18 protein-coding genes and 1 tRNA gene are annotated in these 18,511 nt (G+C 59.6%); 14 read left to right on the top strand and 5 right to left on the bottom strand.

The window, feature by feature from the left end:
* Position 1: 1 nt before the first annotated feature.
* From aroC to CAL20_RS15675, 14 genes are all read left to right on the top strand, one after another.
* Positions 2-1,060, top strand: coding sequence for a chorismate synthase (gene aroC / locus CAL20_RS15740; RefSeq protein WP_094838324.1), 1,059 nt, complete (start codon positions 2-4; stop codon positions 1,058-1,060).
* Positions 1,061-1,184: 124 nt separating this feature from the next.
* Positions 1,185-2,021 (top strand): M48 family metallopeptidase, encoded by an 837-nt coding sequence (locus CAL20_RS15735; RefSeq protein ID WP_094822003.1) that lies wholly within the window; start codon positions 1,185-1,187, stop codon positions 2,019-2,021.
* Positions 2,022-2,271: 250 nt separating this feature from the next.
* Positions 2,272-3,675 (top strand): 3-isopropylmalate dehydratase large subunit, encoded by a 1,404-nt coding sequence (leuC, locus tag CAL20_RS15730; protein ID WP_094838323.1) that lies wholly within the window; start codon positions 2,272-2,274, stop codon positions 3,673-3,675.
* Positions 3,676-3,688: 13 nt separating this feature from the next.
* Positions 3,689-4,339, top strand: coding sequence for a 3-isopropylmalate dehydratase small subunit (gene leuD, locus CAL20_RS15725; RefSeq protein ID WP_094838322.1), 651 nt, complete (start codon positions 3,689-3,691; stop codon positions 4,337-4,339).
* 31 nt (positions 4,340-4,370) lie between these two features.
* On the top strand, positions 4,371-5,447 hold the full coding sequence (gene leuB / locus CAL20_RS15720) for a 3-isopropylmalate dehydrogenase (protein WP_094838321.1): 1,077 nt from the start codon (positions 4,371-4,373) through the stop codon (positions 5,445-5,447).
* Between the two features lie 252 nt (positions 5,448-5,699).
* Positions 5,700-6,830: an aspartate-semialdehyde dehydrogenase gene (asd, locus tag CAL20_RS15715; protein WP_094838320.1), complete on the top strand. Its 1,131-nt coding sequence runs from the start codon at positions 5,700-5,702 to the stop codon at positions 6,828-6,830.
* A 219-nt stretch (positions 6,831-7,049) separates the two neighbouring features.
* Positions 7,050-8,774 (top strand): type IV pilus assembly protein FimV, encoded by a 1,725-nt coding sequence (locus tag CAL20_RS15710; protein WP_094838319.1) that lies wholly within the window; start codon positions 7,050-7,052, stop codon positions 8,772-8,774.
* A gap of 5 nt (positions 8,775-8,779) precedes the next feature.
* Positions 8,780-9,586, top strand: a complete 807-nt coding sequence (gene truA / locus CAL20_RS15705) for a tRNA pseudouridine(38-40) synthase TruA (RefSeq protein ID WP_094838318.1) — start codon at positions 8,780-8,782, stop codon at positions 9,584-9,586.
* Positions 9,587-9,793: 207 nt separating this feature from the next.
* Entirely contained in the window at positions 9,794-10,888 is a 1,095-nt protein-coding gene (locus tag CAL20_RS15700; RefSeq protein WP_094838317.1) for a TRAP transporter substrate-binding protein, read from the top strand.
* Between the two features lie 213 nt (positions 10,889-11,101).
* Positions 11,102-11,725, top strand: a complete 624-nt coding sequence (locus CAL20_RS15695; RefSeq protein WP_094821995.1) for a TRAP transporter small permease subunit — start codon at positions 11,102-11,104, stop codon at positions 11,723-11,725.
* Positions 11,726-11,727: 2 nt separating this feature from the next.
* Positions 11,728-13,395, top strand: a complete 1,668-nt coding sequence (locus CAL20_RS15690; protein WP_094822138.1) for a TRAP transporter large permease — start codon at positions 11,728-11,730, stop codon at positions 13,393-13,395.
* Positions 13,396-13,425: 30 nt separating this feature from the next.
* Positions 13,426-14,076, top strand: coding sequence for a phosphoribosylanthranilate isomerase (locus tag CAL20_RS15685; protein WP_094838316.1), 651 nt, complete (start codon positions 13,426-13,428; stop codon positions 14,074-14,076).
* Positions 14,077-14,437: 361 nt separating this feature from the next.
* A complete protein-coding gene (locus CAL20_RS15680; protein ID WP_306431390.1) occupies positions 14,438-15,403 on the top strand; it encodes a glycosyltransferase family 9 protein in 966 nt (321 codons plus the stop codon).
* A 37-nt stretch (positions 15,404-15,440) separates the two neighbouring features.
* Positions 15,441-15,517 (top strand) — tRNA-Val (locus tag CAL20_RS15675).
* A gap of 42 nt (positions 15,518-15,559) precedes the next feature.
* Here CAL20_RS15675 and CAL20_RS15670 read toward each other — a convergent pair.
* From CAL20_RS15670 to CAL20_RS15650, 5 genes are all read right to left on the bottom strand, one after another.
* Positions 15,560-15,955, bottom strand: a complete 396-nt coding sequence (locus CAL20_RS15670; RefSeq protein WP_094821992.1) for a pyrimidine dimer DNA glycosylase/endonuclease V — start codon at positions 15,953-15,955, stop codon at positions 15,560-15,562.
* A gap of 160 nt (positions 15,956-16,115) precedes the next feature.
* Positions 16,116-16,343: a hypothetical protein gene (locus CAL20_RS15665; RefSeq protein ID WP_094821991.1), complete on the bottom strand. Its 228-nt coding sequence runs from the start codon at positions 16,341-16,343 to the stop codon at positions 16,116-16,118.
* A 116-nt stretch (positions 16,344-16,459) separates the two neighbouring features.
* Positions 16,460-16,825 carry a hypothetical protein gene (locus CAL20_RS15660; RefSeq protein WP_094838315.1) on the bottom strand — a complete coding sequence of 122 codons (366 nt, stop codon included), beginning with the start codon at positions 16,823-16,825 and terminating at the stop codon, positions 16,460-16,462.
* A gap of 169 nt (positions 16,826-16,994) precedes the next feature.
* The gene (locus tag CAL20_RS15655) at positions 16,995-17,453 is read right to left on the bottom strand and encodes a hypothetical protein (RefSeq protein WP_094838314.1); all 459 of its coding nucleotides are present in this window, start codon (positions 17,451-17,453) and stop codon (positions 16,995-16,997) included.
* An 18-nt stretch (positions 17,454-17,471) separates the two neighbouring features.
* Complete coding sequence (locus CAL20_RS15650) at positions 17,472-18,203, bottom strand: response regulator transcription factor (protein ID WP_094838313.1); 732 nt, start codon at positions 18,201-18,203, stop codon at positions 17,472-17,474.
* Positions 18,204-18,511 lie beyond the last annotated feature (308 nt).

Here is an 18,511-nt window from a genome sequence, read left to right as displayed (position 1 = left end):
CATGTCCGGCAATACTCTCGGTACTCTTTTCTGCGTCACGAATTTTGGCGAATCCCATGGCCCTGCCATCGGCTGTGTGGTGGATGGCTGCCCACCGGGGCTGGCGCTGGAGGCTGCCGATATCCAGGCCGAACTGGATCGCCGCCGTCCCGGCACCTCGCGCCACGTGACGCAGCGCCAGGAGGCCGACCAGGTCGAGATTCTGTCCGGGGTGTACCAGGGCGTGACGACCGGCACGCCCATCGCATTGCTGATTCGCAATACCGATGCGCGCAGCAAGGACTATTCCAATATTGCCGATACTTTCCGCCCCGGGCATGCCGATTTCACCTATACCCGCAAATACGGCCTGCGCGATCCGCGTGGCGGTGGGCGTTCCTCTGCGCGCCTGACGGCGCCTACGGTCGCCGCCGGGGCGATTGCCAAAAAATGGCTGGCCGAGCAGCACGGGATTCGTGTGCGCGGTTATATGAGCCAGTTGGGGCCCATTCCGATTCCGTTCGTGTCGTGGGACGACGTGCCCAACAATGCCTTTTACGCGCCAAATGCCGGTGTTGTGCCCGAGCTCGAAGCCTATATGGATCAGTTGCGCCGCGATGGGGATTCGATAGGCGCACGCATCGAGGTCGTCGCGGAAAACGTGCCGGTCGGCTGGGGAGAACCCATTTACGACCGTCTGGACGCCGATATCGCGCACGTCATGATGGGTCTGAACGCTGTCAAAGGCGTGTCGATCGGGGCGGGTTTCGGTGCTATTACGCAGCGAGGCTCTGAGCACGGGGACGAGATCACGCCCGAAGGCTTTATCGGGAACAATGCGGGCGGTGTGCTGGGGGGGATTTCCACCGGGCAGCCGATGACGGTATCTCTGGCGATCAAGCCGACCTCGAGTATTCGCGTCGAGCGCCACTCGATCAATAGCGAGGGCGAACCCATCATGGTGCAAACGCTGGGCCGCCACGATCCATGCGTCGGCATCCGTGCCACCCCGATTGTCGAGGCGATGTTGGCGCTGGTGCTGATGGACCATGCTTTGCGCCAACGGGCGCAGTGCGGCTGATCGCACAAAGGCCATGTGGCGATGATGCTGATACGTCTGTCCTGGGCCTCTGGTCCGGGACGACAGTTCGGCCTTCGCGGCGCGTTGCGTTGGTCCGACAATGTTGATGAGGAGGAGCACACACATGAACGCAGGATTTCGAACAGTCTGGCGCAAGCTGCTTGGGGTCGTCGCCGTAGCTGGCACCATGGCCGTGACCGGTTGCGCCAGCGTGCAGACGACGCAGTCCGGCACTGTAGGCGTTGAACGCACACAGTACATGTCCAGCATGGTGCCGGAAAAAGAGCTCGAGCAAGAAGCCGGCCAGCAGTATTCCGAACTCATCCAGCAGGCCAAGGCGCAGGGTGCGTTGGATCGCAATGCCGAACAAGTGTCGCGCGTGCGTGCGATTTCTCAACGGCTGATTGCGCAGGTAGGCGCGTTCCGGCCCGACGCAGCCAACTGGGCCTGGGAGGTGCACGTGCTGTCGTCCGATGAGGTCAACGCATGGTGCATGCCCGGCGGCAAAATAGCGGTCTATACAGGGCTGTTGACGCAGATCAAACCCACCGACGCTGAGTTGGCAGCGGTCCTGGGGCACGAGATTGCGCACGCTTTGCGCGAACACGCACGCGAGCGTATGTCGCAGCAGATGGTGACCAATGTAGGTCTGTCCGTGCTGTCGATAGCGACGGGCGTCTCTACGGACCTGGGCAGCAAGCTCACCGACGTCATGTTTACCCTGCCCAACAGCCGTACTCATGAGAGCGAGGCCGACATGATGGGTGTGGAACTCGCCGCCCGGGCGGGGTATGACCCCCGTGCTGCGGTGACGCTATGGCAAAAAATGGGTGCGGCCAGCAGTGGCGCGCCGCCCGAGTTCCTGTCGACCCACCCCTCGGCGGCGACACGCATCAGCGAATTGCAGGCTGCGTCGCAACGCGTGATGCCGCTATACGATCAGGCAAAGGGCAAAAAATAGCTGCCCGATGTCGGTATCTGGCGTCAAGGCGCTTCCTCTCGACTCAGACTTTTGACAGAACCGCCCCTCCTGATGGGGCGGTTCTGTTTTGGTCCGTCTTGAGTTGCGCGCACCACCGCGCGCCTCAGAAAGGTGGTGCTTCTAATACTAGGATAAATGCTGCCGTTGTACTAGGTTGAGAGCATGGGCATAATGAGGCATCGATTCTGATGTCCCTACCGGCCCAGCCGGATATTCCGCGAGTCTATTCATGGCCCAAACCCTCTACGACAAACTCTGGAACGCGCACGTCGTGAACCAGGAATCCGACGGCACCTGTTTGCTCTACATCGACCGGCACCTGTTGCACGAGGTGACCAGCCCGCAGGCCTTCGAAGGCCTGACCCTGGCCGGCCGCAAGCCCTGGCGCATCAGCGCCAACCTGGCCGTGGCCGATCACAACGTGCCTACGATCAACCGCAATCGCGGCATCGACGACCCGATTTCGAAACTGCAGGTCGACACGCTGGATGCCAACTGCGACAAATACGGGATCACCGAATTCCGCATGGCCGACCTGCGCCAAGGCATCGTGCACGTCATCGGACCGGAGCAGGGCGCGACGCTTCCCGGCATGACGGTGGTATGTGGCGACTCGCACACCAGCACGCACGGCGCGATGGGGGCATTGGCCTTTGGTATCGGCACCTCCGAGGTCGAGCACGTGCTCGCCACGCAGACCCTGCTGATGAAAAAGAACAAGAGCATGCTGATCAAGGTCGAGGGCGAATTGCCTTTCGGCTGTACGGCCAAGGATGTCGTGCTGCATATCATCGGCATCATCGGCACGGCAGGCGGCACCGGGCACGCCATCGAATTCGCCGGCAGCACGATTCGCGGCTTGTCCATGGAAGGCCGCATGACGGTCTGCAACATGGCCATCGAGGCCGGTGCACGTTCCGGCATGGTCGCTGTTGACGACAAGACCATCGAATATTTCCGTGGCCGTCCATTCTCGCCCACGGGCGTGTTGTGGGATCAGGCGGTCGCCTACTGGCGCACCTTGCATAGCGACGCAGGCGCCAAATTCGACCGCGTGGTCGAAGTCAATGCGAAAGACATCAAGCCGCAAGTCACCTGGGGCACCTCGCCCGAGATGGTCCTGTCGGTGGATTCCCGTGTCCCCGATCCCGATCGCGAAAAAGACGATGTACGCCGCAGCGGCATGGAGCGCGCCCTGCAATACATGGGCCTGAAGCCCAACACGCCCTTGACCGACATCCGCGTCGATCGCGTGTTCATCGGCTCGTGCACCAACTCCCGCATCGAAGACCTGCGCGAAGCCGCCGCCGTCGCCCGTGGCAAACACGTGGCCTCCAACGTCAAGCAAGCCATGGTGGTGCCGGGTTCTGGCCTGGTCAAGCAGCAAGCCGAACGCGAAGGCCTGGACAAGATCTTTATCGAGGCTGGTTTCGAATGGCGTGAACCGGGTTGCTCGATGTGCCTGGCAATGAACGCCGACCGCCTTGAGCCTGAAGAGCGCTGCGCCTCGACCTCGAACCGCAACTTCGAAGGCCGCCAAGGGCAGGGTGGCCGCACTCATCTGGTCAGCCCCGCGATGGCCGCTGCCGCTGCCGTAGCCGGTCATTTCGTCGACGTCCGCAACTTCCGCTAAGAGCTCAGACATCATGCAAGCATTTACCACTCACGAAGGCCTGGTGGCGCCGCTCGATCGCGAGAACGTCGACACCGACCTCATCATCCCGAAGCAATTCCTGAAGTCCATCAAGCGCACCGGCTTTGGCCCGAATCTGTTTGACGAACTGCGTTACCTGGATCATGGCGAGCCGGGCATGGACAACAGCAAGCGTCCGTTGAATCCGGATTTCGTGTTGAACCAACCGCGTTACCAAGGCGCGTCGGTATTGTTGGCGCGTAAAAACTTCGGCTGCGGCTCCAGCCGTGAGCACGCCCCGTGGGCGCTGACGCAGTTCGGTTTTCGCGCCATCATCGCGCCGTCCTACGCCGATATCTTCTTTAACAACAGCTTCAAGAACGGTCTCTTGCCCATCGTGCTGTCCGAGCTGGAAGTCGCGCGTTTGTTCGACGAGGTCAAGGCGTTCCCCGGCTACAAGCTGCGTATCGACCTCGAACGCCAAGTCGTGATCGCGGCGGACAACCGCGAAATGTCGTTCGACATCGAGCCCTTCCGCAAATACTGTTTGATCAATGGCTTCGATGACATCGGCCTGACCCTGCGTCAGTCCGACAAGATCCGTGCCTTCGAGGCAGAACGCCTGGCCCGTCATCCCTGGCTGGAAAGCCGGCCTATTGCTTAAGCCTTTCCGTTTTCCCATATAGGTTTTTTTCATGACACATAACATTGCAGTGCTGCCTGGTGACGGCATTGGTCCCGAGATTGTGGAGCAGGCTGTGCGCGTACTGAGCGCATTGAGTCTGCCGCTCGATATTCAGCAAGCCCCCGTGGGCGGCGCCGCCTACGACCAGTTCGAACATCCGCTGCCGCCCGCGACGCTGGAACTCGCACGCAAATCGCATGCGGTGTTGTTCGGCGCCGTGGGCGACTGGAAATACGACAGCCTGCCGCGCGAGTTCCGTCCCGAGCAAGCCATCCTGGGCTTGCGCAAGGCGCTCGGCCTGTTTGCGAATCTGCGTCCTGCGATCCTCTATCCCGAGCTGGCCAGCGCATCGTCGCTCAAGCCCGAGATCGTGTCGGGCCTGGATATCCTGATCATTCGCGAACTGACTGGCGACATTTATTTCGGCACGCCGCGCGGTGTGCGTACTGCAGCAGATGGCGTTTTCGCCGGCGAACGCGAGGGCTTCGATACCATGCGCTACGCCGATTCCGAGGTGCGCCGCATCGCGCGCATCGGTTTCGAATCGGCTCGCAAACGCGGCAAGAAACTGTGCAGCGTGGACAAGGCCAACGTGCTGGAAACCTCGCAGTTCTGGCGCGACATCGTCATCGAAGTCGCACGCGACTATCCCGATGTCGAACTCTCGCACATGTACGTCGACAACGCCGCGATGCAATTGGTACGCAACCCGCGCCAGTTCGACGTCATCGTGACCGGCAACCTGTTCGGCGATATCCTGTCGGACGAGGCTGCGATGTTGACGGGCTCGATCGGCATGCTGCCCTCGGCCGCGCTGAACGAATCGGGGCAGGGCCTGTACGAGCCCAGCCATGGTTCGGCTCCCGACATCGCGGGCCAAGGCATTGCCAACCCGCTGGCGACGATTCTGTCTGCTGCCATGTTGCTGCGTTATTCGCTGAACCAGAACGCACAAGCAGACCGCATCGAAGCCGCCGTACGCAAGGTGTTGGCCGATGGCCTGCGCACCGCCGATATTTACGAAGAAGGCACCACCAAAGTGTCCACCTCGCAAATGGGCGATGCCGTAGTGAAAGCGCTGGGCTGATTCTCCCCCGCCTGATTGCGCCGCCCCTGGCATGATGTCGCGCCGGGGGCGGTGCATTAAACGCAGCGCAACCTCATCTACATTTCTCGCGCACGTTGCCTTCACGACTGCCTGGGTGGCGCTTTCACAACGCCAATAGGAGCCATGGTTTGTCCCTAATATCATCGCAGTGCAACATAGTCCCGCTTATTCTGATAAATTGTCGGGATCGTTAGCTTTTTTTCTTATTTATCAACCTCAAGAGCATTGAACATGACGCAAGCAGTAGGCCTGGTCGGCTGGCGCGGCATGGTCGGTTCCGTTCTCATGCAGCGCATGCGTGACGAAAACGACTTCGCCCTGATCGATCCCGTATTCTTTTCCACCAGCAACGCTGGCGGTGCCGCGCCCACGTGGGCCGAGGGCGCTGGTCCGTTGCAGAATGCCTACGACATCGATGCTCTGAAAAAACTGCCGATTATCGTGACCGCCCAGGGCGGTGACTATACGACCGAGGTCTATCCCAAGCTGCGCGGCGCAGGTTGGAACGGCATCTGGATCGATGCCGCCAGCACCCTGCGCATGAAAGACGACGCCATCATCGTGCTCGATCCGGTCAACCGTCCCGTGATCGATGCGGCGCTCAAGCGCGGCGTGCGCAATTTCATCGGCGGCAACTGCACCGTCAGCTGCATGCTGATGGGTCTGGCAGGCCTGTTCAACAACGACCTGGTGGAATGGATGACCTCCATGACCTATCAGGCTGCATCGGGCGGCGGCGCGCAGCACATGCGCGAACTGCTGACGCAATTCGGTCTGCTGAACCAGGCTGTGAAGCCTCTGCTGGACGATCCGGCCTCGGCCATTCTCGAAATCGATCGCGGCGTGTTGACCGCGCAACAAGACCCGGCTCTGCCGCAAGAGCACTTCGGCGTGCCGCTGGGCGGCAACCTGATCCCCTGGATCGACAAGGACCTGGGCAACGGCATGTCGCGCGAGGAATGGAAAGCCGAAGCCGAGACCAACAAGATCCTGGGCCGCGGCGAGGCGTTTGGTACGCCTGCCACGCCGATTGACGGCCTGTGCGTGCGTATTGGCGCCATGCGTTGCCACAGCCAGGCACTGACCATCAAGCTCAAGCGTGATGTGCCTCTGGATGAAATCGAGGGCCTGATTGCCGAAGGCACCCAATGGGCCAAGGTCATCCCCAACACCAAAGAAGACACCGTGCGTGCGCTTACGCCGGTGGCGGTGACGGGAACCCTCGACATCCCGGTTGGCCGGTTGCGCAAGCTGTCCATGGGTTCCCAATACCTGGGCGCCTTCACGGTCGGCGACCAATTGTTGTGGGGTGCGGCCGAGCCGCTGCGCCGCATGTTGCGCATCGCATTGTCCGAGGCCTGAACGTCATACGCAACGGCGCCGGCTGTTTGAGCGGCAGCGCCGTTTTGCATTCAGGCTTGCCCGGTTTTTTGCCGGGCTCGGTAAAGGCACCTGCGGGTGCCTTTCTGCTATTTTGTCCTTGCCGCAGCCTTGATGGCAGGTTTGTGAATCAAGGTCGATCTATTACACTTTCGCCCAGCATTGGCCGGTAACCCGATTCGTCCAGCAGGATTTCCCAACATGACATTGCGTTCACGTCGTTTTTCGCCGACCCACCGTATCAAAGCCTCGCAATGGGCCATCGCGCTTGCATTGGGTGTCTCGATGGGGACGACGGTGCATGCCGCGACTGTGGGGCATTCGCGTGTGATTTCCGCGCCGGGAGCGCCTTTGCGAGTGGTGGTGCCGCTCGAGAACATCACGGCCGAGGAACTGGCTTCACTCAAGGTATCGCTGGCCGATGCCGCCGCGTGGCAACGCGCCGGGCTGCAGCCTCCTGTGCCTCTGAATACCGCGCGTGTGAGTGTGCAGGATGGCCCGCGGGCCACAAGCAAAAGTATCCGTATTGAGTCCTCGCAGCCCCTGGCGACGTCGGCTGTGGATCTCTTGCTTGACTTGCAATCCAGTTCAGGCCATCGCCAGGTCCAGGTCACCATCCTGGTGCCGCAGCGGGCAGCCGCGGCGCCGGTTCAGTCGGCGCGTATCGGATCCGTCAGCGCAGAGCGTGCGGCGCCTGCCTCGGCAGAGACCGTGCGTGCGGGCGACAACCTGTTCCGCATTGCCCGCCGTAACGGCGTGTCGGACGCCAGCGTCTATCAGATGCTGGTAGCCATATGGCGCGCCAATCCCCAGGCATTTATCCAGAACAATATGAACCTGGTGCGTGCGGGAGAAACGCTGACGATTCCCGATGCCGCCGCGGTACGTGCGATTGATCCCGCCGAGGCGCGCCGCATCTATATCGAGCAGGCTGAAGCGTTCGCACGTTATCGCGGCCGCGCTGGCGCGGCCGTCGCGGGTGCGGCTGCGGCCGGCGAGGGCGCCAATGCCGGTGGCGGCCATGTGAGTGCGGCTTCGCCATCGGGCGGCAGCGCTGGTGCGAGTCCGCAAGACCGTTTGCGTCTCAGTTCCTCGGATGCCGCGGGCGCCCAGGCCGATGCCCAAGCGGACGCACGTACGTCCGAACAACATGCTTTGAAAGATGCACAGCAGCGTGTCGAGACCCTGCAAGGCAACGTCGATGCCCTGAACCAGGCCGCGGCTGGCGGTAAGGCGGGGAGCGCAGCCAACCAAAATGGTGCAGCGGGCTCTGGCGCCGCCGGCACTGACGGTACGTCGGGCAGTGGCGCGGAGGGTGCAGGAGCGGGGGCGGCAGGCAGTGGCGCGGCAGGTGCAGGAACGGGTGTTGGCGGCAGCGGTGCCGCGGGCGCTGGAACAGGTGCTACGGGGGGCGGAGCTGCGGGCGCAGGCGCCGGGCCGGCCGCAGGCGCAAATACCGGCGCGGCCGGAGGACCCGATGGTGCGGCGGCTGGATCCAATGGCCCAGGCTCCAGCGCCGCTGGTGCAGCAGGTGCAGGTGCAGCGGGGACTGGCGCAGGTGCCGGTACATCCGACTCAAACGCAACTGGCGCGCCCAATGCCGCCGGAACCGAAGCCGCCGCTCAGGATCTCGCCGCTGCCTCGGGTACCAATACCGGGGGTTCCACCTCCACCACCGGCAATTGGCTGACCGACAATCTCCTGGTTGTCGTGACCGCCATACTGGCATTGATCGTATTGATCATCGCGTGGCTGCTGCGCCGTGCCGGCGCTCGCCGTGCAGATGAAAACGAGGACGAAGACGCGTCCTATGGCGGAGAACCCGTTCTGGACACCTCTTTGCTCACTCGCAAGCTCGACGGCATCGATCTGGATCTGAATAAACCTCCCACCGACGAGCCTCCCGCTCGCGGACCACGCGTCTGATTCTCATGGCGCGTATGGCATTGGGGCTGGCTTATGACGGCTCCCCCTGGCAAGGCTGGCAGACACAACCGCATCGCCAAACGGTGCAAGACACGCTAGAGGCGGCACTGGGCCGTTTCAGCGGCATCGATGGCATCGTGCCCACCATTTGCGCGGGCCGTACCGATACGGGCGTGCATGCAGCCATGCAAGTCGTGCATCTGGATACGCCTCTGGCGCGCCGCGACGAATCCTGGGTGCGCGGCGTCAATGCCTTTCTTCCACCCAGCATTGCCGTCCAGTGGGCACAATCGGTCCCCGACGACTTTCATGCGCGCTTTTCGGCACGCTCTCGCACCTACATCTATTTGCTATGGCGCGGCCGTGTACGGCCGCCGCTGTGGGCCGCGCGGGCAGGCTGGTGTTTCCAGCCGTTGGATGTGGACGCAATGAGGCAAGCTTCCTCGGCCCTGCTCGGCGAACACGATTTTTCCAGCTTCCGCTCCTCGCAGTGCCAGGCTCGCCATCCGGTGCGCACGCTGCATCAACTCGACATCCAGGAACGCGGTCCTTTTCTTGTATTCACATTGCGCGCGAATGCCTTTTTGCATCACATGGTGCGCAATCTGATCGGTGCATTGCTGCAAATCGGACAAGGCCGCGAATCCGTTTCCTGGATGCCCGCACTGTTGGCAGCGCGAGACCGACGCTTGGCCGCGCCTACCTTTTCTCCTGATGGGCTCTACCTGTCCGCGATCGAATACCCCCCTGAATTCCAGCTGAAAGACTTGGACGGTGGGGCGCATTTATTGTCGCCTTTTACCTCTGCTTAGGGTTATCAGCAGGGGGGCAGCAATCAATTGTCACTATATGATTGCGGACGCAAAAGGCCGACGTTTGCTGCGATGCGGCGACGTTCTGAAAAGGCCCCAGCAATACACACAAACAACGGCAGCCTCTTACACGAGCTGTCACGATGCGCGTCCGCTTCACACGAGCGGTCTGCGTTTGCAGCGTTGTCCAATCAGGAGACTCCCTTCATGCAACGTCGTTCGTTCCTCAAAAAGGCCACCTTAGGTGCCGCCGCTGGCGGTGCTGCGCTTGCCGCACCCGTTCTCGCACAAGAATCCCCCACGCTCAACTGGCGCCTGGCGTCCAGTTTTCCCCGCAGCGCCGACGCGATCTTCAGCGGCGGTGAGAATCTGGCCAAATATGTTGCCGAGGCAACGGACGGCAAATTCAACATTCGAGCCTTTCCTGCAGGCGAAATCGTGCCTGCGCTGCAAGTGCTCGACGCCGTGCAGAACAACACCATCGAATGCGGTCACACAGCCTCGTACTACTACTTCGGCAAAGATCCTGCGCTGTGTTTTGACGGCGCTGTGCCTTTCGGCCTGAATACGCGCCAAATGAACGCGTGGATGCGCCACGGCAATGGCCTGAAGCTCACGCGCGAGCTCTTTCAAAAATACAACATCGTGAATTTCCCTTGCGGCTACACCGGCACCCAGATGGGCGGCTGGTTCCGCAACGAAATCAAAACGGTCGATGACCTCAAGGGACTGAAATTCCGCGCCAGCGCGTTTGCCGGCGCTGTGTTGTCCCGCTTGGGCGTGGTGCCGCAGCAGATCGCAGGCGGCGACATCTATCCGTCATTGGAAAAAGGCACGATCGACGCCGCCGAATGGATCGGACCGTACGACGACGAAAAGCTCGGTTTCCACAAGGTCGCCAAAAACTATTATTTCCCGGGCTGGTGGGAAGGCACGCTGCAGGTCTCGCTGTATGTGAACCAAGAGGTCTACAACAAGCTGCCCAAACATTATCAGGCTGTCTTGGCGCAGGCTGCCGCGGCTGCCACCAACGACATGATCGCCACCTATGACGCCGAAAATCCGGCTGCGCTGCGCCGCCTGGTTTCGCAGGGAGCTCAGCTCAAGGCTTTCCCCAAGCCCGTCATGGAAGCCTGCTATACCGAGGCCGTCAAGGTCTATGCAGAGCTCTCCGCCAAGGATGCTACGTTCAAAAAGATCTACGACGACATGGTGGCGTTCCGTGACAACGAGATCCCGTGGTTCCGCGTGGCCGAGGGCAGCTTCGATGGCTTTATGGGGACCATTGGCCGGGGCAAGTAACCATGCCCTCCGGGGAGGGGCGGCAGGCGAACGAGCGTAACGTTATAAAATCTCAGGTTTCCGCTCGTTTTCGTGTCCGCCAAAAGCTGGGGCGACAGGAGTGGCGCATTGCCGAAGTCTGTCGCCCGGCTACCCCAGGCGAGGCCCCGCATGCTCGTGCGCTATGCCGTATTTGGCTAGTTGCGACCTTCTATCTAGCTCATTATTCCCATCATGAAAGCATTACTCGCTTTATCGCGCGCCATCGACGCGCTGAATGTGCGGGTTGGAAAAGCCGTGACATGGGTCACCCTGTTGGTGGTGCTGGTCAGCGCCGGCAATGCGGTGGTCCGCAAGGTATTCGGAACCAGTTCGAATGCCTGGCTGGAACTGCAGTGGTACATGTTTGGTGCCATGTTCCTGCTCACCGCCGGCTACACCCTGCTCAAAAACGAACACGTCCGGGTGGACATTCTGTCCTCCCAGCTCTCCAAGCGCACGCAGATTTACATCGAGATTTTCGGGGTGCTGTTTTTTCTGCTCCCCATGGCGATCTTGATCATGTACCTGTCTTGGCCGATGTTCATGGATTCGTATATTTCCAACGAACAGTCGTCCAACTCTGGCGGTTTGGTCCGCTGGCCGGTCAAGCTCTTGATCCCGATCGGCTTTGCGCTGCTCGTTCTCGCGGGGATTTCGCGCTTGATCAAATGCGTGGGTTACCTGTGCGGCCAGGCGCCGGATCCGTTGGCGCGCGCCGAAGGCAAAACCGCCGAAGAGCAATTGGCAGATGAGATCGCCCGCGAAGCGCAAGAGCGCGAAGCGGCGGCCCTGCAACAACAGAACAAGGGCCAATGATCATGGAGTTTTTCATCGCAAATATGGCGCCGATCATGTTCGGCACCTTGGTGGTGTTTTTGCTGCTGGGCTTTCCGGTGGCATTTGCTCTCGCCGCGAACGGCATTCTGTACGGTTTGATCGGTATGGAATTGAACCTGTTCAGTGCCTCGCTGTTTCAGGCCCTGCCGCAGCGGGTGTTCGGCATCGTGTCCAACGACACCTTGCTGGCGGTGCCGTTCTTTACCCTGATGGGGTTGGTACTCGAACGATCGGGGATGGCAGAGGACTTGCTCGAGACCATCGGCCAGGTGTTCGGGCCGCTGCGTGGCGGCTTGGCAATTGCCGTGGTGCTGGTGGGGGCGATGCTGGCCGCGACAACCGGCGTGGTGTCCGCCTCGGTCATTTCGATGGGCTTGATCTCGCTGCCCATCATGCTGCGTTACGGTTATGACAGGCGTCTGGCCTCTGGCGTGATCGCGGCATCCGGCACACTCTCGCAGATCATTCCGCCGTCGCTGGTGCTGATCATTCTGGCTGACCAACTGGGCCGCTCGATCGGAGACATGTACCGTGCCGCGATGGTCCCGGGCTTTCTGCTGGCAGGCGCCTATATCGCTTACATCGTATTGATGTCTCTCATCAAACCGTCTTCGGCTCCCGCTTTGCCCGAAGAAGCGCGCACCTTTCGGGAGCCGAACGGCTCCCGCGGCGGCCGTTCGCTGTTGGTGTTGATGTTGATTTCGGCTGCCTCGGCGTATCTGCTGACGCAGTGGCTGGAAAAAGACACCGCACCGGTTGATGAGAAAGTCGTTCTCAGCTTGCTGCTGTGGGGCCTGACCGCCTTTGTCATCGCCATCGTCAACAAGGTGTTCCGCCTGAAAATGCTTTCTGCATTGGCCGAGCGCGTCACTTTTGTGATGATCCCGCCGCTGTTCCTGATCTTCCTGGTTCTCGGGACTATCTTCATCGGTATCGCGACGCCTACCGAGGGCGGAGCCATGGGTGCCGTGGGCGCCATCGTCATGGCGCTGATCCGCGGGCGGTTGACCCTGGATCTGTTGCGCCAGGCCATGGATACGACCACCAAGCTATCCTGCTTCGTGGTGTTCATCCTGGTGGGTTCGACGGTATTCGGCTTGACCTTCCGGGGCGTCAGCGGTGACTTGTGGGTCGAGCATCTGCTGATCGGCTTGCCCGGTGGAGAATGGGGTTTCCTGATCGTCGTCAGCATCCTGACATTCGTGTTGGCGTTCTTCCTGGATTTCTTTGAACTGGCATTCATCATCGTGCCACTGCTCGGGCCGGTCGCCGACAAGCTGGGTATCGACCTGATCTGGTTCGGCATCATCCTGGCCGTGAACATGCAGACTTCGTTCATGCATCCACCGTTCGGGTTCGCGCTGTTCTACCTGCGTTCGGTGGCACCCAAAGACGCCTATCGTGACAAAGTCACCGGTCAGCGTATCGAGCCGGTGACCACAGGACAGATCTATTGGGGGTCAGTGCCTTTCATTGTCATCCAATTGGCCATGGTGGCTGCTGTTATGATTTTCCCTGGGATGGTGATGCACTATAAGGCGGGCCAATCCACGGTAGACCCCAGCAGCGTCAAGATCGAAATCGACACGACCTATGGCACCAGTATTTACGGTGACGAGAGCGGCGATCCTGGTGCTGCGTTCAAGTAACCTGACTCAACTGGCTTTTCAAATAGCGTTATGCGTACTCGCGTCAAAATCTGCGGCTTGACCCGCGAAGCAGATATCGCCTCGGCCGTGCAGGCAGGGGCGGACGCGATCGGTTTCGTGTTCTATCCGCGCAGCAAGCGTTACCTCACCCCCGTGCAGGCGGCAGCCTTGCGCCGCACCGTGCCGGCATTTGTCGATGTGGTGGCGCTGTTCGTGGATCCGGATCCTGCTGACGTTCGCGCCGTGCTGGAGCAAGTCGGTCCCGATCTGCTCCAATTCCATGGCAATGAATCCGTCCAGGATTGCACACGTTACGGCGCGCGCTTCTTGCGGGCCTTCCGTGTTGGCGCTCCTGGGCTCGATACGCCCGACGGTTTGGCCGAGAGTTGCAGGGCCTACAGCGAGGCGGCGGGGTGGTTGTTCGACAGCTACAGCGCGGCCTATGGCGGTAGCGGTCAGGCTTTTGACCATGCATTGCTATCGACCGTCCGGGCTGATACGGCTGCGCGGCCCATTGTCCTGTCAGGGGGACTCAATGCCGATAACGTGGCTGCAGCCATCCAGGTCTTGCGCCCTTGGGCAATCGACTTGAGCAGCGGTGTGGAAACCGCACCCGGCGTGAAGTCGGCAGACAAGATCGACGCTTTGATGCGTGTCGTCCGGCAGGCGGATGGCTGTTAACCCAATAATGCGTTTGTGCCGTGCGCTGGCCAATAGCTGCGGCGCTGATCACTGAACATGGCAATACATTTACCGGCTACCAGCCGGTTTTTTTGTCTGGGGCTGTCGCGTTGTAAAAACACATGCCAGCACGATCGGTTGCCAACCCGGGAGGGCGGAATTTTTTCTGATGCGAAGGTTTTTGTAACAACGCTGAAGCTTGACGGAATCATTGGCAATGCCGGCTGTCCTTGCATTGGAAATCGTGCTTTTTTTACGTCTCCGTGCTGTAATGTAACCAAACAGATCTGAAGGAATTCTCCTTTGTCTGTTCTCTGGCCTGTTTTAGCCGCTCCTGGCCTGGTAGAGGTATTTTCGACGCATGGCAACGCTCCTTTCCGGCGTATCTCATTATCTGGCTGCCGACCATCAGCAGCATTTAAGACAAGCCACCAAGATAGCCATACTCATGGCGCCGCGCCTCGGGGATACATTGCTCATGATGACCATGGCGCAAAACCTGGTCATCAATGGACGTAGCGTGACGGTCTTTGGCGACTATGCTCATCAATTACGCGCTTGGTTTCCTGATATCGATGTTCGTCCGTCTCTGCCAGAGTCGGAGGCCGCTCAGGTTTTGTCCGAATACGACTGCGTGGCGCAGATGCATGTGGGGTGGCCTTATGCGCTGCACCGCTACGCCCGGCATTATTTTTACTATGACGCCCATGTCGTCATCACCGGCAGAGGTTTCGTCAAGCTGAATCAAATCCGCGATTACTGTCGCGATCAGCTAGGTTTGAAAAATAGCGAGGTCGGCAACGGCCTGGTGCCGATGATGGGTCTGCGGCATCGCCATTACGCCAGACGGGTTGCAGTACATCCTTCATCCACGAGCGCACAACGATGCTGGGCAGCGTCGCACTTCGTCGAGCTTGGCCTGCGTCTGAAGCGTTCTGGCTATGATCCGGTTTATATCCTGGCGAGCCACGAGAGAGCGCAGTGGCGCTGCCTTGAGGACAACGGCCTGGCGATTTTTCAATCTGAATCGCTCTCCGATGTCGCGAAGTTCATTCATGAATGCGGCTGGTTCATTGGCAATGAATCCGGGGTAGGGCATCTCGCCTCCAATCTGGGGATTCCGACGCTGACAGTGACTGGCAGGCCGACTCGTACGCGCGCCTGGCGTCCGGGCTGGTCGCCGTCGCAGATCGTGTATCCCGCATACATTCCCGGAGGCCGCTGGCGCGACCTGCTTTGGCGTCGTTGGTTACGGCCGGGGCAGGTGTTGACGGCTTTTCGGCGGCTGATGATTCAATACGAGAGGCAAGTCGACTTGCACAGATAAAAAAACTCGTGCATAATCTCGTTTCTTCGCAGTTCGCAGGCGGTTAGCTCAGATGGTTAGAGCGCTACGTTGACATCGTAGAGGTCGTTGGTTCGATTCCAATACCGCCTACCAGGATTCTGGTAGTTCATCACTACCCTGCAAAAAGGCCGCCAATCACAATTTGGTGGCTTTTTTGTTTTCGGCGTCTTGTTGCCGTTCTTGGATTCGTTCACGGTTCAGGCGCTGGGCTTCTGCCGTGGGCTCCCAGCTTCCCCAGCAATCGTCTGGAATGGCCGGAAAGTCTTCGCGCCGTATACCGGTAAAGGTGGGTTTGTACCCGCGGCGTCGCATCTCCTCGATCAGGTCGGCATGTCGGCGGACCAGATAATCCAGCCGTGTGTAAAAGAAAAGCAGGTGGCCTTTTCCGAGCGTATAGGCGCGGGGTTGAGCGTTTATGCCGCGAGCGGCTGCCTTTTCCGCCAGTGCAAAAACGCGGGGTAATTCTCGGTATTCGGCCACCAGATGAGGGCCGCTGAGTTCTTGTACGGGAATGCAATTGATGCGAGTCATATATTCATTTCAGTAGAAATGGCAGCGACATTTAACTGCGTCATTTCTTGATGATGATCCCATAGATTTGTATGGCCCAAATAAAAAAGCCGCCATCGATAACCATGGCGGCTTTTTTATTTGGCCGGGTCTTACAACCGCTGCCGTTATCAGCGTTGCGCTATCGCGATTTTCCGTATAGCCGGCTTAGCAGGGCGCTCGCATGGCCGTAGCGTGTCAGGCTCATTTCCTGCATATATTCACGCAATTGATGTTCTGCAGAGGCAGGAGCGGAAGGGGTGGGCTCGGCCAGGAGGCGCTCAGCAGCCTGCAGGGTGCGCTGCGCCCGCGCTTCAGCGGCGGTGGGGAGGTCGTCTGTCCAGCCAGGATTGGCGCTTGCGATACTCATGGGCGGCTCTCCTTTTACAACTCAAACTATCAGGTTATTTGCTGCTAACGCCCATATTATACGCAGAATATTTCAATCTGTAAGATTAGAAATGGGAATTTCTATCATTTTGTTGGTTAAGCCACGGCGCGCAGATGTTTACGCGTCGATGGCGCGGTAGCCGGGCGGCGAATTAAAAATGCCGGAATGCTGTCCAGTTCGTGGCGGCCCGCATGATTGTCGCTGAGGCTGTCGCATAACAATTGCGAGCGTATGCCGACGCGTTGTGAAGCCGCACGAATCTGCTTGGCGAGCTCCAATGCCTGTCGCTCCGCCAAGTCTCGGGATACTGCAGTATTTGCGCAGTATTCGGATCTGGCGGCCGCCGATATAACGGCTGGGCGTTCTCGAATATCTACATACCCGCGAAACAGACCCGTATCGATTTCGAGTACGCGTGGGCGCAGGGTTTGAATACGATCGGTGCGATTAAATAGTTTCATGTGACTTGCCAAGTGAAATATCGACGTGACGAGTCTAGTAAAGGAAAAATATTACGTAAGCATCGAGTTGAAATGAGATGATGCCCAGCTGGCCGGAATGGCACAGAACGTGTCTGAATCGCAAAGTTTCCTTGACACTTGACTATCTTTTAGATTTTCGGCGTTTTGATTATGCGTTGCGGCTGCGGGTTTGCTTGTTTTTTAGCGCCTTGATCCGAGTCTGTATTGACACTTCCAGATCCTGCAAAATCGATTCTACGGCTATGAATGAGTGCCTGACGGTGGCGGGCATCGGGGCGAGAAGCGCGGGATGGTTTGTGGGCTCGCAATGATGCGGTTGTCCTGCCGGATGCCGATGCGTGGTGGTATCAGACTGCTTGCCATCTGCATTTTTCAAGGCTTGCGTCAATTGGTCGAAGTGCTGCAAGGCCTGTTTGTCAGCGCCGAGAAAACTGGCCGTACCCTTGGCCTTGTGAGTGTGGTCCAGGGCGGCTTTTCGATTGCCGGTATTGATGGCATCGCGCAGCGAAGTCAAGTCGGCTTGTGTCTGAGCCATTGCCTGCGACAGCAGCAACAAACGGGCAGCATCATCGGGATACAGCGACAAGACAGTGTCTATATGCAGCATAGATCGGCCTGATAGAAGTCAGGGGCCGGCAGGCCGATCGAACTTTTCTTTCAGGTACAAGGCCAGGGATAGATCGTCTGCGACGCCCAATTTGGCCATGGCGCGGCGTTTGTGTGTACTGACGGTTTTTTTGCTGCGTAGCAGGCGGGCGGAGACCTGAGTGACCGACAGGCCCTGGGAAATGAGGCGCAGGACTTCGATTTCCGCCAGCGTCAGCCGCGTATCGGGGTGGCGCGGCGGCGTCAGGCTCAGCGCGCCGTTTTTGTGCGTAATGAACCCGTCGAGATTGGCGTTGCAAGAGGCGCGGATGACCTCGACCAGCGTAGGCAGCGGGGCGGATTTGGGCAGATATCCCGTCGCGCCGGCACGAAACGCTGCGTATTCGGTTTCGTCGGCAGCACCCGCGGAAAAGGTAATGATCGCCATTTTGGGGTGGTGGCGGCGTAGGCGCCGGATGAAATCCACGCCGTCCACGGTCTGTCTGGGGAGGTAGAAGTCCACCAGTGCGACGTCGCAAGGATGCTCATGCAGATTTCGCAGCAGAGACTCGGACGAGGTGTCGGTATGGACGATATCAAAATCGGGTTGTGCCCGCAGATAGGCGGCCACGCCCAGCGTGATGACCGGGTGGTCGTCCAGTATGGCGATACGGACTCGATGGTTGGTGCCGGATAGCAGCAGGTAACGCCGCTCCACGTATGGCGAGGTCGCAGCGTGCTCGGGGGAGGTCGAAGGCGTAATGGCTGACATAGTCCTGGTGTGTGGCCAGTGGTGGAGAAACGTTCCATTGCTGACCTTATCCAAAACGATGCAGACCTGAGGCGCAGCGCCTGAATTGACCGATAAATAAGACCTATCTGAAGTTAAGTATTGTTGGATGTCGAGTGATACAATAGGGAATCCAGGCACGCGCCCGATGATTGTTGTTCCCGTTTTTGCGTGCCCGCCTCAGGTGGCCAGCACATGATTATTCGCCCGACACGAACTACGACCGGAAACTTCCGCCCCATGCCGCGTTAGTTTTATTCAGCGTCGGGTTCTCGTCAGGTAGACGGCAG

This window comes from Bordetella genomosp. 4 (assembly GCF_002261185.1).
Taxonomy (GTDB): Bacteria; Pseudomonadota; Gammaproteobacteria; order Burkholderiales; family Burkholderiaceae_B; genus Bordetella_A.
This window is presented reverse-complemented; position numbering and strand designations above follow the sequence as displayed.

Excerpts from the sequence above, each read along its gene's own strand:
- aroC (WP_094838324.1), top strand. The coding sequence starts at position 2 with ATGTCCGGCAATACTCTCGGTACTCTTTTCTGCGTCACGAATTTTGGC.
- CAL20_RS15735 (WP_094822003.1), top strand. The coding sequence starts at position 1,185 with ATGAACGCAGGATTTCGAACAGTCTGGCGCAAGCTGCTTGGGGTCGTC.
- leuC (WP_094838323.1), top strand. The coding sequence starts at position 2,272 with ATGGCCCAAACCCTCTACGACAAACTCTGGAACGCGCACGTCGTGAAC.
- leuD (WP_094838322.1), top strand. The coding sequence starts at position 3,689 with ATGCAAGCATTTACCACTCACGAAGGCCTGGTGGCGCCGCTCGATCGC.
- leuB (WP_094838321.1), top strand. The coding sequence starts at position 4,371 with ATGACACATAACATTGCAGTGCTGCCTGGTGACGGCATTGGTCCCGAG.
- asd (WP_094838320.1), top strand. The coding sequence starts at position 5,700 with ATGACGCAAGCAGTAGGCCTGGTCGGCTGGCGCGGCATGGTCGGTTCC.
- CAL20_RS15710 (WP_094838319.1), top strand. The coding sequence starts at position 7,050 with ATGACATTGCGTTCACGTCGTTTTTCGCCGACCCACCGTATCAAAGCC.
- truA (WP_094838318.1), top strand. The coding sequence starts at position 8,780 with ATGGCGCGTATGGCATTGGGGCTGGCTTATGACGGCTCCCCCTGGCAA.
- CAL20_RS15700 (WP_094838317.1), top strand. The coding sequence starts at position 9,794 with ATGCAACGTCGTTCGTTCCTCAAAAAGGCCACCTTAGGTGCCGCCGCT.
- CAL20_RS15695 (WP_094821995.1), top strand. The coding sequence starts at position 11,102 with ATGAAAGCATTACTCGCTTTATCGCGCGCCATCGACGCGCTGAATGTG.
- CAL20_RS15690 (WP_094822138.1), top strand. The coding sequence starts at position 11,728 with ATGGAGTTTTTCATCGCAAATATGGCGCCGATCATGTTCGGCACCTTG.
- CAL20_RS15685 (WP_094838316.1), top strand. The coding sequence starts at position 13,426 with ATGCGTACTCGCGTCAAAATCTGCGGCTTGACCCGCGAAGCAGATATC.
- CAL20_RS15680 (WP_306431390.1), top strand. The coding sequence starts at position 14,438 with ATGGCAACGCTCCTTTCCGGCGTATCTCATTATCTGGCTGCCGACCAT.
- CAL20_RS15670 (WP_094821992.1), bottom strand. The coding sequence starts at position 15,955 with ATGACTCGCATCAATTGCATTCCCGTACAAGAACTCAGCGGCCCTCAT.
- CAL20_RS15665 (WP_094821991.1), bottom strand. The coding sequence starts at position 16,343 with ATGAGTATCGCAAGCGCCAATCCTGGCTGGACAGACGACCTCCCCACC.
- CAL20_RS15660 (WP_094838315.1), bottom strand. The coding sequence starts at position 16,825 with ATGAAACTATTTAATCGCACCGATCGTATTCAAACCCTGCGCCCACGC.
- CAL20_RS15655 (WP_094838314.1), bottom strand. The coding sequence starts at position 17,453 with ATGCTGCATATAGACACTGTCTTGTCGCTGTATCCCGATGATGCTGCC.
- CAL20_RS15650 (WP_094838313.1), bottom strand. The coding sequence starts at position 18,203 with ATGTCAGCCATTACGCCTTCGACCTCCCCCGAGCACGCTGCGACCTCG.